Genomic DNA, 12,382 nt, shown 5'->3' with positions numbered 1-12,382 from the left:
GGGAACCACCCGTAGCGGTTGACTTTCCATGATGCCAGGGGCCGTACCACGAGGCCACGCCCGACTGGAAAGAGGCATCCTGGCCATAAGCCGACGGCAAGGCGAGGAACAGGCACAAAAGCCACGCTCCGAACACTGCCATCAGACTTCGGTAGGAAGATGATGTCATGCAGACTCCGGGTTGAGATGAAGTCACGCGGCCGATCCGTCTGCGATCCTGGCTGCGTGGAGCGGAAATCGCCCTTTTTCCTCTGCCCGCCGCGATCACTCCCGAAGCGGGGCGCGGCTCCGATGCGCAAGGCAAGCCGAAAGTCCATGCTTCAGAGGACCTCGGGAACGGAGGAAAACGACGGAAGCACGACACGCTTCAAAACGTCTGTCGTCTTCCGTACACGTCTCATAGGGGTCTAATATCTCATCCGGAAAAAAATCTGTCAAGCCGGCCTGTATAACGCCCCGATTTCTTCTGTAAAACTCTCATATTTCACAACGGAGCACTGCAATTTTTCCCGCCTTTCTGCCGGACGCTCCGGCCTGCGGCTTGCGCCCCGACGCCCGTCGTACTACTATGGAAACCCATTTTTTTATGCCGCAGGTACCGTCATGACACATCGCTCTCTCCGCTTCGATCCCCAGGACTATCAGCTTCTCGCCATGATCAACCGCACCGTGACGAAAAGCCAGAAAGGCCTGCCCAGCCTCATGCCGCAGCTCAGTCCTTCCGGCATCATGGAGCTCGCCGTGCCCGTGGAGCTGCGCATGGCCTCCGCGGTGCTGCGGCTGCTCGACACCCTCTCCCAGGGCCGGGCCGACGACAGAATCGAAGCGCTTGCCGCCCTGCGCGACGAAGTGCTCGTCATGGCACGCACGTCTCTGCGCATCAACACGGGCCGCGTGCTCGTGCAGCTCATGAAGGAGCTCGTGCGCTCCCACGGCGATTTTGAAACCCAGCTCCGCCTTGCCCACGACTTCCGTCAGGCGGCAAGCGGCCGTCACGCCGTGGTGCGCCGCCTTCTGCACCGCTACTTCATGCTGGAAATGCCCGAAGACTGGAACCAGGCCGTGTTCGACAACCATGTTCACGACGCCAACACCAAGGGCCGCAAGAACGCCACGCACCTCATCATGGACGCCTGGCTCAAGGGCATACGCTCCCTTACCGTCATCTACTACAACTACGTTGCCCCCGAGGCCGCAAGCGAACTCATCCGCGCCGCGCGCATCATGGGCATCACCGTGCGCATAGGCCTGCTCTTCCACGCGCCCTACCTCGGACGGCTGGTCGATCTCATCTGGATACCGCGCGGCTTCACCAACGACGAAGACTTCATCGCCTTTCTTTCCACGCCGGCCATGTCCACGCTCATGAACGAGGGCCGCGCCGCCACTCGCTGGCTGGAAAAGCGCATACTGCGCCTGCTCGAATACTGGAACCGCATCGAACGCTTCCGCCTTGAGCCCATGCTCCACGAAACGCCCGAAGCGCTGGATGAGCACGAATTCATGCTCTTTGTGGGACACGGTCAGGCGTCGCTGCTGCACCTTGCCGAATTCATTCATAAAAAGCTCTTTCCTCTGCTGGAGAAGCGCGCCCGGCACATCCGCGACCTGCTCGCCTCCCCCGACGTGTCCGCGGAAGAGAGCCTCGGCTTCATGCACGAGCTCGACATTCTGGACAAGTTCACCACCGAAACCGTGATTGCCAGACTGAACGATCCCGAACTCTTTCCCGAAACGTCCGCGCTCCAGAACGCCTGCGAATCCGCCGACTGTCCGGAGCTGCTCAATCAGACGCCGCTGCACCTGCTCACGCGGCTGTGCGATCTCAAGAGCGGCTGCCGCATCACCCTGAATTTGGCGCGCCTCTCCGCCGAAGACGTGCTCAATCTGCTCTGGGACTGCCAGGGCCGCATCACGCATCTGGAGCTCTTCAATCTCAAGGACTGGCAGAACGGCGATCTGGAACATCTGCAGTCCATCAACGAGCTGCAGCGCGCCATCAACGAAGGCAGCGTGCCGCGGCTCAAGCAGATCATCATCGGCATGCTCCGGGACGCCGGAGCCCTGCCCGAGGTTTCCGAACAGGAAGGATTCAGCACGCCGCGCGGCAGCGCCACCCTGCACTCCGCCGACGCGCCCAAGTCTCCCCGCGTGCGCAAGCTGCGCATCATTCTTCAGAACATTCCCGTGCTCTGCGGCTACTATCAGACGGCAAAGCTTCGCGCCACCATGGGCACCGACTCCACGAGCCGCCCCGGCCACCGTTACGGCATGGGCCTCGCCTATCCCGAAACCCTGCCCCTGCGCGCCCGCAGAGAACTGAACGATCCGCGCCGCTCCGCGCATCTTCTGCTGCCGCTGCGCACCGAGCTGCTCGAACAGGTTACCTACAGTTCCGACGCCCCGGGCGAAGAATCCTCGCGTCTGGAATGCCTGCTGCGACGCATTCCCGGCTTCCGCCACTTCCGGCAGGACAGCCACACCGAATGGACGCCCGTTTCGGAAAACACCGTGGTCTGCAATCACGGCGACTGCTCCATCGCCACCGCCGACGTGAGCTCCACGCGGGGCAACATCATCACTCTCGGCGGCACGGACGCGAACATGACCAACGGCTTCATGCCCGCCAAGCCCCGCAGCGAAAGTCTGCTGGAAAAGAGCCACTACCTCAACACCGGCTTCTCCAACGCGCTCTGCGTGGTGGTGGGCTTCATTCCCGCATTTTTGTCCTTCCTGTTCACTCAGACAGGCCTGCTCGCCTGGATCGGCGCGCCGCTCTGGTTCCTCATTTCCGGGCTGCGCAACATTCTGCAGGCCGTGCTCGGCAGCGGCGGGCTGCACCGCTCCTCCGTACTGCACTGGAAAAGCTACGTGAGCTGGTCGAGCCTGTACGTGTCCCTCATGTACAACGGGCTTTCCGTGGTGCTGCTCGAACCCATCCTGCGCTGCCGCATCCTTGAACAGGGCATGGGCGTCAACGCCGTAAACTCTCCCCTGCTCACCTATTCCATACTCATGGCAGGCTGCGGCGCGTACAAGGTGGCCACCCATCTGCTGCGGGGCTTTTCAAGCAAGAGCATTCTTTCGGACATTTTCTGCATTCTGCTTTCGCTCCCGCTTGCGCTGCTCTTCCACGCGGCGCTCATGCTCATGATCACCCTTGCCGGCGGCAGTCCGGAAACGCTGGCGGCCGCCGCGGTGTTCGTGGTCAAGCTCGCGTCGGACACGGTCATCGGCGTGGTGGACGGCATTGTGGACAGAGGCCGCAACATACGTCGGCGCATGGCCGACTACCGCAGCCGTCTGCACGAATCGCTCGCGCTCTACGGCAGGCTTGAGGAACTCTTCCCCGAGAAGAACGTCATGGCGCTGCTGGGACGCCCCGAAACGCTGCCCCGCATCGTGAAGGCCGTCGATCCGCAGCTGTGGCTGGACATGATCATCAACGCCCTCGATCTCATGTACTTCTGGTTCTATCAGCCCCGGGCCAACTATGCGCTCGACATCATGCTGCGGCGCTTTTCCGACAGCGAACGGCAGGTGCTGCTGCGCATGCAGCAGATTCTCATGCTGGAAAAGGAAGTGAGTCAGCTTCTGGTGGACGGGCTGGTGGGCCGCAACTTTGCCGCGCCGCTCTCCTTCTACCTGGCCAGAAACGAAGAATATCTGCGTCAGATGAAGGCCGTGTGCCTGCCGCCGCAGCCGCAGAAGTAGCCGCGGCGACGCGTTTTCACTGCGCGGGCCAGTTATCGAGACCGCCGAGCGAGGCGAGCGCCATGTAGAGCACAATGCCCGCCGAGGTGGACAGGTTGAGACTGCGGATGCAGTTTCGGATGGGAATGCGCACGTGTTCCTGCGCCGCGGCCTGCACGTCGGCGGGAAGTCCGGAGGATTCAGGCCCGAAAAGCAGACTGTCCCTGTCGGAAAACGCGAAGCGATGCACGCCGACGCCGCGTCTGGCACTCGTGGCCACCAGTCTGCGGCCTGCGCCGTCGGCGCGAAGATAGGCGTCCAGCGAAGGCCACGCGGTCACATCCACATGAGGCCAGTAGTCGAGCCCGGCGCGGCGCAGATGCCTGTCGTCGATGGAGAAGCCGAGCGGCTCTATGAGATGAAGACGCGTGCCCGTGCCTGCGCACAGTCTGGCGATGTTGCCGGTGTTCGGCGGAATTTCAGGATGATACAGAACAATGTGCAGCATGGATGCTTCCGTGAGCCCGGGCGCGCTCACAACGCGCCGAAAAGCGAAAAGAAAAACGCCCGACGCTCTTGAGCGCGGACGTCACACAAGACGGCGGAACCGCCGTTCTGCCGGAACGCGGAAAGAAAGCGGAACAGGCGCGGCCTCTTCCGCCGTTTTTCCTTCGATCAATGATGTCTGTTGGGAGACGTTTTCTTGATATAGGTAAGGGCGCAGATCACCGCAATGATGCCGACGAAGAAGAAAAGGAAGTCCATGACGCTCTCCTGTGCTGAGGAATGCCCTGCGGGCGAACAATGCCTGTTTACCATATCCCCAAGCGGCTGTTTGCGCAAGAGTCCCGAGGGGAAACGGCGTTCCCTTTCGGCCGTTCGTTTCCGTTGAAAAGCGGGGGCGCAAAAGACGCATCGACCGCCCGGCTGCGCGCATTCCGGAGGAGGGGCGTCCGCGCCGCTTTCCCTCCCCGCCAGGGCCCGAGCGCTTTTCCCCCTCAACAGCGCGCACCGGGGCTGTCTGCCGCCCCGCCTGCAAGCCCGGCATCCGGCACGGCGCGGCAAAAAAAGACGCGCGACTGCTTTTGCCCGCCTCCGGCCCGCTGCCCGCTCCAACTCTCCGCTTTTGCCGGACTTTTCCGAATTTCCCCGCCGGTTCTCGTTGCGGGCGGCAGGCACATGGGCTATGCTCTCCCCCGTTCAACCTTTGTTTCGTCAGGAAAACGCCATGATACGAGTCGATCTTCACACCCACACCAATCATTCCCACGCGCGCGACAGCGTCCGGCAGATGTTCGACGCCGGGCAGGCCAAGGGCCTTGTCGTTCAGGGATTTTCCGAACATTCCCCGCGGCCCGCGGGATACGACTACCCCTCGGAATACCGCGAACATCTTTCCGCCACCTTCAACGACTATCTGGCCGAAGTGTCGGCCCTGAAGGAAGAGCAGGCCCCCAGAGGCGTCACCGTGCTGCTCGGCCTTGAAGTGGACTGGCTGGAAAACGAAGTGCCCTACCTGCGCGCCATGACCTCGGAACATCACTACGACTACCGCATCGGCGGCATTCATTTTCTCGATCACTGGGGCTTCGACTCCGCAGCCTCCGACTGGGAGCCGCTCTCCTTCGAAGAGCGCTGCGCCCTTTACGAGAAGTACTACCGCACCATGAAGGCCATGGCCGAAACAAGGCTCTTCAACATCGTGGCGCATCCCGATCTCATCAAGATATTCTCCGTGGAGGACTTCCGCCGCTGGCTGGATATGCCCGCAAGCATGGATCTTGTGGGCGACGCGCTCACGGCCGTGCGCGACGCGGGCATGGCCATGGAAATTTCCTCCGCCGGTCTGCGCAAGCCCTGTCAGGAAATCTACCCCGGCCCGAAGATCCGCCGACTCGCCCATGAGCTCGGCCTGCCCATCACCTTCGCGTCGGACAGCCACGCCACCGAACAGGTGGCCTGGAACTTCGACGAGCTGGCCCGCTGCGCCGCGGCCGAAGGCTGGAAGGAAAGTCTCATCTTCTGCCGGGGCAAGGTGACCGCCATGCCTTTCGACGTCGACTGAGCATCTTCCGCAGGCACGCCCCGCAACCGCGCCCTGCCCTGCCGCGGCCACTTCGTGCGCCCGGGCCGGAACAATCTTCCGCGGCCCATTCCCGACAGGTCCGGCGCATGGGAGGAACGGGCCCAGCTGCAACAATTTGCAAGCATTCCGCCCTTGGCAGGGCGTCGAAGCATGGTTATCCTTTCCCCATGGCCTTGCGACCACAACATCAGGAGAAACTATGACCAGCCAACTCAAGACCCTACTGCTCATGGCCGGCCTTTCCGCCGTGCTCATCGTCATGGGCAGCGCCCTCGGCGGCAGACAGGGCATCGTCATCGCCCTCGTGCTCGCCGTCATCATGAACATCGGAAGCTTCTGGTTCTCCGACAAAATCGTGCTTTCCATGTACCGGGCGCAGGAACTTTCCCCGGAAGACGCGCCCATGGTGCATCAGATAGTGGAAGAGCTCGCCGGACGCGCGGGCGTGCCCAAGCCCCGGCTGTTCATTGTTCCGCAGGAGGCCCCCAACGCCTTCGCCACGGGCCGCGATCCGGAACACGGCGTCATCGCCGTGACGGACGGCATCATGCGCCTGCTGCCGCCGGAACAGCTCCGCGGCGTGCTCGCCCATGAAATGGCCCACATCGCCCACCGCGACATCCTCATCCAGACCGTGGCCGGCGTGCTCGGTTCCGCCATCACGGCCATCGCCAACATGCTGCAGTTCTCCATGATCTTCGGCGGTTCGCGCGACGAGGACGGCAACAGCAATCCGCTGGCCGCCATCGCCATGATGATTCTCGGTCCACTGGCCGCCACCCTCATTCAGATGGCCATTTCCCGACGCCGCGAATACATGGCCGACGCCGCGGGCGCCGAATACTGCGGCGATCCGCTGGCCCTCGCCGGAGCCCTGAACAATCTCGACGCCTACAGCAGGCACATCGCCATGCAGGCCAATCCGGCCACGGAAAACATGTTCATCGTGTCGCCGCTCTCGGGAGACACCATGCGCCGCATGTTCAGCACGCATCCTCCCATGGAAGAGCGCATCGCCAACCTGCAGGAAATGGCCCGCACCGGCCGCTATCCCGGCTAGGCAATCCATCCTTCCGTCTGCAGGGCGGGATCCGCAGCACGCGGGTCCCGCCTTTTTCGTTCATTTTCGCCTTGCATTTCCCCCCGGATTACGCCACCCTCTCAGCAACCTTTCGGCAGCCTTTTTCCGCACAGGATTTTCCATGATCACACCTCTCTTTTCTGCTCCCGACAGCTTCGCCCGGCGCGGGCTGGAACAACTGTTCCTCGTTCTCGACCGCGTCATGCCCATGAACGGTTCCCAGAAACGCGACCTCCCCATGGCCTGCCGCGATCTTTCTGCGCTGCTCACCACGGAACGCGACGGCCTGAGCCGCCCCTACTGGACTTCCCCCCGTCTGACCTCGGCCTATCTGCGCTATTTTTTGCCCTGGAACCTCGTGCGCCTCTCCGCGCTGCTGCCCGGACTCGATTTCGGCCGCATTCCCGACGAGCCGCTCATTCTCGACATGGGCAGCGGCCCGCTCACGCTTCCGCTTGCGCTGTGGCTCTCCCGCCCCGATCTGCGCTCCCGCCCCGTCACGCTGGTGGCCAGCGACACCACGCCGCACATTCTGGAACTGGGCCGGAACATCTTTGAGGGCATGCGCGCCGCGCTGGATCCGGAAAGCCCGTGGATCATCCGCACCATGCGCTCGTCGGTCACGCAGGCACCGCGCCGCCTCTACGCGAAGCCCGGCTCCCTGTGGATGGCGTGCATGGGCAACGTGCTCAACGAAATGGAGGAACGCCGCGCCAGACCCGGCCATCAGATGGGCGACAGAATGCGCGAACTTTTGGAAAGCACGGCCGACATGCTCTGCGAAGACGGCCTCATTCTTTCCGTGGAACCCGGCACGCGGCAGGGCGGACGCCTCGTCTCGCACCTGCGCAAGAGCGCGCTCGGCGGCGTGGACGAAGAGCCGGAATACAGTGATCTCACGGCCTTTGCCCTGCGCGAGGAGCAGGCGGGCCGCCGCGAAGACGACGATGACGACTGGGACGACGACATGGACGACTTCGGTCTGCCGCCTCTGTTCGAACCGCTTGCGCCCTGCCCCCATGCGGGCCGCTGCCCCATGCTGAATAAGAGAACCACGGCCTGGTGCCATGTGAACGCGCCCGCCGAACACGCGCCCGCCGCGCTGCGCGAACTTTCCGCCCGCGCCGGACTCGACAAGGATTCCATCAGCCTTTCCTTCCTTCTGCTGCGCAAGCTTCGCGAAGAGGACATGGAAAAGTTTTCCGAAGAACAGCCGCAGCCCAAAGGACGCCCCGTGCTCGCCCGCATCGTTTCCGACGCCTTCGTGGTTCCCGGCTATCCCGGACGCGCCCGCTACGCCTGCTCGCCCCTCGGGCTCGCCCTCATTCCCGCCTCGTCGCACCTGCCGCCCGGCGCGCTCTGCGAAGCCTGGCCCACGCGCGAAAAGGACATGAAGTCCCGGGCGATCATTCTTTCCCTGGAGTCTCCGCGTCATTCCGGCAGGGACGAGCGCGAACCGGGGCGATTTTCAACCGAGCGGCGCGACCATCGCCGCCCTGCGCCTGAACGCGGACGCGAATTTCCCGGCCGCCGATCCCCGGCCGAGCGCGGCCGCGCCTTCCCCGAAGAGCGCGACAACGAGACGCGCCGTCCCTCTCCCCGCCGACGGGACAACGATCGCCCCTGGAACGGAGGCACGAGAACATCCCGGAATCAGGAGCGACGCTCCGATAAAACACGCGGAAAACATTGACGAAAATGCCAACTTTCGCTTTTTTGCGGAGCGAAAGCCGTTGCCTCTGGCTTTTTTTTCACAAAAAGAGCATACTTTTTTCATTCGCTTTCAGGCGAAGCATCCTGTAAGGAGACCATCCCATGAACTCTACCGTCGCCCTCATAGCCGCCGCCGTTGTCGTCATCGTTCTCATTGCGGTTCTTGTTCTGCGCAGACAAAAGACCTCCGAACCGGACTCCGACAAGCCGAAGAAGGAGGAGGTCAAGGGCGATCAGGAGCTCTATCAGCTCGGAATGAATCCCATTTCCGAAAAGCCCATCATGTACGCCCTCACCACATGTCAGCACTGCAAGAACACCAGAAAGTTTCTTGATGCCAACCATGTCGATTACATCGTCATCTATCTTGACGAATATGCAGGCTCGCAGCGTTCCGATCTCATGGAAAAAGTGCGTACCTACAATCCCCGCGGAACGTTTCCCACCATTCTCGTGCCGGGCGGCAAGGTCATCGTGGGATTCCGCAAACAGCTCATGCAGGAGGCACTGATTCATGACTCCGGAACAACTGCTTGAACATCTGGCCAAGGGAGCTGAATCCAAGGGATACTATCTTCACGCCGATCACGAGCACTGTCTGGGCACGGCGGAAAGTCTGCTGGCCAACAAGGAGCGCTACGGCTACATGTGCTGCCCCTGCCGTCTGGCCTGCGCGGACAAACAGCAGGACAGCGACATCATCTGCCCCTGCGTGTACCGTGACGCCGACATTGCCGAGTACGGAGCGTGCTTCTGTTCCTTCTACGTTTCCAAGGAACACAAGGACGATCCGGACTTCTTCCCCGAAGTGGAGGAACGCCGAGATCCTTCCCGCGGACTGTAATTCGCCCGTAAACGGAAGACGGGCCGTCCGCTCGACGCAGGCGCAGTGAACCGAAGTCGTCGGCAAAGTCCTTTTCGACGCAGGCGCGGTGAGCGCAGAGCGCCATCTCGGAGCTTTGCATCAGACCGGCCCTCCCCCTGCGCTTCAAAGCGGTCGCCGGGCACGGCGCTTCAAACAGCACGCTTCTGCGTCTCTCCCCCCAGTGGCCGAACACGGCGCTTCAAGCAGCGCGCCCGAACCGTAGCTTCAAACTGACCGCCCAAGCGGCGCTGCACTCCGGATCTCAAAACGGATCTTCGCAGATAAGCGCTCTGCGCCCGGCGCGGCAAAGGCTCCTGCCCGCTTCCCGGGCAACGGGCCCCGGCCTCTGCGGCAACGGCGCGTGAGCACTACTCTAACACCCTCTAAAAACTAAAAATCCTTGCCCGCCGTCACGGAGCATGTCATACTTTTTCCAAAACAGAAAAAGGAGCCGATCATGCGCCGCGTTTTTATTGTCACTGCCGCTCTGGCGGGTGTTCTTTTCTGTTCGCCTCTTCCGGACGCCCTTGCTCAGGATTCGCCCAGACTGCTCAAGGTTGTGGCGCTGAGCCGCCACGGCGTTCGTTCGCCCACGCAGTCGCCCTCCACGCTGGAGACATGGAGTTCCCGCGACTGGCCCGCATGGAACACGGCTCCGGGCAATCTCACGGAACGCGGAGCGGAGCTCATCGAGGGCGAATGGACCGGCCTGCGAGAGTCCCTGGCCTTCGACGGACTGCTTCCGGCCTCGGAATGTCCGCCCGCAGGCAGCGTGCTGGTCTATGCCGACAACGAACAGCGCACCCTGGCCACGGCGGCGGCCATGCTGGAAGGGCTGGCCCCGGGCTGCGGCATGAAGACGCTCTCAAGCCGCGCCGGGCACGATCCCGTGTTTCATCCCGTGCGGGGCGGGCTCATGGCCGCGCCCGCGCTCACGAGCGAAGAAAAATCGGAACTGGAAGAAGACCTCGCCGACGTACGCGCCGACATGGACAGGCGCGTGGCGGAGCTCTCCGCACTGCTCGGCCCGGCCTCCCCGCAGCTGTGCGAACCGGGGCAGCCGTTCTGCACGCTGAGCGACATGCCCACGCTGCTGCAATATCCGAAGCCGGGCTCCCGCGAAGGCGTTTCCCTGCGCGGCGGTCTGTCGCTGGCTTCCACCACTGCGGAAATTCTGCTGCTTGAAAGTCTGGAATGGCCGGTGCGCTCCCAGATGATTCCCGCCGCGACTCCCTTGACGCAGCCTGCCGGGCCCGGCACGCCCGTGGAGCAGAAGGCAAGGCAGATCATTCTTGCGCCCCGCAGCGACAAGCCGGGCGTAGTGACGCTTCCCGTGCGTCCGCGCTGGACGCCCGCCCCCGTCGCTCCCGCAGACGGCGAAATTCTGGTGAATCCTTCCACGGCCCTGCACCTTCTGCCCGTGCATACCCGCGTGCAGAACGCTGTTCAGCGCTTTCCCGCCATCGCCCGGCAGGAAGGCATGCCGCTGCTGCTCTTCATGGCGGAAGCGCTGGCCGGAACCTCGCCGCTGGGCGAAGTCAACAAGGCAAAGCTGGTCATCTTTTCCGGGCACGACACCAACATCGTCAACGTGGCGGGCCTGCTCGGCCTGCACTGGAACAACACGCCCTTCCCCAGAGACAGCACGCCTCCCGGCTCCATGCTGGTATTCCGGCTCTGGGACACGCCGCAGGGACGACTCGTGCAGGCGACCTTCCAGTGTCAGACGCCCGCGGCGATGCTGAGCACCGACGAAAACGTCATGAACAGCGCGGCGCTCCGGCAGGAAACGCTCGTGCTTCCCGGCTCCTTCGCGCCAACGCCCGCAGGTCCGGGGCTGCCTCTGGAGCATTTCCTCTCCGCCGTGCGCGCCATGGCCGGAAAGGATCTCGACGCGAGACTGAACGCCGTTCTGACCACGACGGCGCGTCCGCAGCCCTAGCCGATCAAAGCTTCCGCCGCGCGTCACAAAAAAAGCTGCCTGTCCCCGCAGGCTCTCCCCGCTCTTTCCACAACCACGTCCCCGGGTTCACCGTGCCCCACGAGAAACGGCGAGCAGGCTTCGTGCCTGCCCGCCCCCGCGGGCGCGCCCAATCGTCCGGCGCAGGCGTAGCAGTAGCGGCAGCCGTGAAGACAGCTGTCGTAGGCGCCGATGTCCACGCTCTCCGCACAGCCGCAGGCCGGGCGCTGATTCGGATCCTTCTTCGCCTTCAGCGTCACGCCGCGCAGCCTGCCGAGCAGTTCGGCATCCACGCAGCGGGCGCGTCCTATGCAAAATTCGCCCAAATCCATGTCTTCCGCGCAGGCCTCCAGCGTGAGATCGTGCGCCCGGGCAATCTCCGACAAGGCCGACGCAAGCGCCCGACGCTCCTCCATCGACGCGTCCCGCAGGCCGAGAGACGCCATGTTCCGCCGCGTGTTCCGATACACGTCCAGAAAGCTGACGATGCATTTTTCCGTCCACGGCGCAAGCAGCGCGGCCAGCCTCTCGAAGTAGCGGACGTGATGTTCCATCGTGTACGCAGCGCTGAAAAACACGGGATCGTAGCGCCAGATCACCCGCTCGCGGCCCGCGAGTTCGGAAAGACGCCGAAACGCCGGAATGATCACGTCCCGCTTGGAAGGCACGCCGGGTTCCGCGTCCCGGCCGTAGGCGTTGAGCGTCACCTGAAAATAATACGCGTAGTCCCGGAGGCGCGAGAGCCGGTTCAGCATGGGCGAAGGATTCTTGGTCCAGAACACGAAGCCGTCCGTCGCGTCGGGCGAAAGGTTCACCCGGCTCACCCGGCGCGGATTCACGGGATTGCGCACCAGCGCGAATCCTTCCTCCAGTCTGCGGAAAAACCAGTCCGCGTAAAAGGCCGGAATGTCCGTTCTCCGGCTGACGCTTACGATCATGCTGCTCCGCGCCCGCGTAGGCGGGCTCATCTCTTCGTTGTCCGGC

Annotated in this window: 9 protein-coding genes; 7 read left to right on the top strand and 2 right to left on the bottom strand. The window is 63.2% G+C overall.

Features of this window, described 5'->3' with window-relative positions; genetic code table 11:
• Window positions 1–603 precede the first annotated feature (603 nt).
• Window positions 604–3,714 (top strand): hypothetical protein, encoded by a 3,111-nt coding sequence (locus tag ACZM96_RS03345; protein ID WP_489487332.1) that lies wholly within the window; start codon window positions 604–606, stop codon window positions 3,712–3,714.
• A gap of 16 nt (window positions 3,715–3,730) precedes the next feature.
• Here ACZM96_RS03345 and ACZM96_RS03340 read toward each other — a convergent pair whose 3' ends face one another.
• A complete protein-coding gene (locus ACZM96_RS03340; protein WP_489487333.1) occupies window positions 3,731–4,198 on the bottom strand; it encodes a tRNA (cytidine(34)-2'-O)-methyltransferase in 468 nt (155 codons plus the stop codon).
• A gap of 723 nt (window positions 4,199–4,921) precedes the next feature.
• On the opposite strand from ACZM96_RS03340, the gene ACZM96_RS03335 reads away from it, so the two are divergent.
• The 6 genes from ACZM96_RS03335 (at window position 4,922) to ACZM96_RS03310 (ending at window position 11,380) form a co-directional block, all read left to right on the top strand.
• Window positions 4,922–5,758 carry a histidinol-phosphatase gene (locus ACZM96_RS03335; RefSeq protein WP_489487331.1) on the top strand — a complete coding sequence of 279 codons (837 nt, stop codon included), beginning with the start codon at window positions 4,922–4,924 and terminating at the stop codon, window positions 5,756–5,758.
• A gap of 220 nt (window positions 5,759–5,978) precedes the next feature.
• Window positions 5,979–6,839, top strand: coding sequence for a zinc metalloprotease HtpX (locus tag ACZM96_RS03330; protein ID WP_294485416.1), 861 nt, complete (start codon window positions 5,979–5,981; stop codon window positions 6,837–6,839).
• Between the two features lie 142 nt (window positions 6,840–6,981).
• Window positions 6,982–8,553 carry a small ribosomal subunit Rsm22 family protein gene (locus tag ACZM96_RS03325; protein WP_489487330.1) on the top strand — a complete coding sequence of 524 codons (1,572 nt, stop codon included), beginning with the start codon at window positions 6,982–6,984 and terminating at the stop codon, window positions 8,551–8,553.
• Between the two features lie 122 nt (window positions 8,554–8,675).
• The gene (locus ACZM96_RS03320) at window positions 8,676–9,110 is read left to right on the top strand and encodes a glutaredoxin family protein (protein ID WP_489487329.1); all 435 of its coding nucleotides are present in this window, start codon (window positions 8,676–8,678) and stop codon (window positions 9,108–9,110) included.
• Complete coding sequence (locus ACZM96_RS03315; RefSeq protein ID WP_489487327.1) at window positions 9,088–9,417, top strand: ferredoxin-thioredoxin reductase catalytic domain-containing protein; 330 nt, start codon at window positions 9,088–9,090, stop codon at window positions 9,415–9,417. Before ACZM96_RS03320 ends, ACZM96_RS03315 begins: the two co-directional genes overlap by 23 nt.
• A gap of 478 nt (window positions 9,418–9,895) precedes the next feature.
• Entirely contained in the window at window positions 9,896–11,380 is a 1,485-nt protein-coding gene (locus ACZM96_RS03310) for a histidine-type phosphatase (protein ID WP_489487325.1), read from the top strand.
• A gap of 23 nt (window positions 11,381–11,403) precedes the next feature.
• Here the strand turns inward: ACZM96_RS03310 and ACZM96_RS03305 are convergent, their stop codons facing one another.
• Window positions 11,404–12,336, bottom strand: coding sequence for a DUF1848 domain-containing protein (locus tag ACZM96_RS03305; protein WP_489487324.1), 933 nt, complete (start codon window positions 12,334–12,336; stop codon window positions 11,404–11,406).
• Window positions 12,337–12,382: the final 46 nt, after the last annotated feature.

The sequence above is a fragment of the Mailhella sp. genome, assembly GCF_057866825.1.
The sequence above is the reverse complement of the archived record's forward strand: the minus strand, read 5'-3'. Positions and strand labels throughout refer to the sequence as shown.

Coding starts and splice junctions, on each gene's coding strand:
- ACZM96_RS03305 (WP_489487324.1), bottom strand. CDS start 12,336: ATGATCGTAAGCGTCAGCCGGAGAACGGACATTCCGGCCTTTTACGCG.
- ACZM96_RS03310 (WP_489487325.1), top strand. CDS start 9,896: ATGCGCCGCGTTTTTATTGTCACTGCCGCTCTGGCGGGTGTTCTTTTC.
- ACZM96_RS03330 (WP_294485416.1), top strand. CDS start 5,979: ATGACCAGCCAACTCAAGACCCTACTGCTCATGGCCGGCCTTTCCGCC.
- ACZM96_RS03325 (WP_489487330.1), top strand. CDS start 6,982: ATGATCACACCTCTCTTTTCTGCTCCCGACAGCTTCGCCCGGCGCGGG.
- ACZM96_RS03345 (WP_489487332.1), top strand. CDS start 604: ATGACACATCGCTCTCTCCGCTTCGATCCCCAGGACTATCAGCTTCTC.
- ACZM96_RS03315 (WP_489487327.1), top strand. CDS start 9,088: ATGACTCCGGAACAACTGCTTGAACATCTGGCCAAGGGAGCTGAATCC.
- ACZM96_RS03320 (WP_489487329.1), top strand. CDS start 8,676: ATGAACTCTACCGTCGCCCTCATAGCCGCCGCCGTTGTCGTCATCGTT.
- ACZM96_RS03335 (WP_489487331.1), top strand. CDS start 4,922: ATGATACGAGTCGATCTTCACACCCACACCAATCATTCCCACGCGCGC.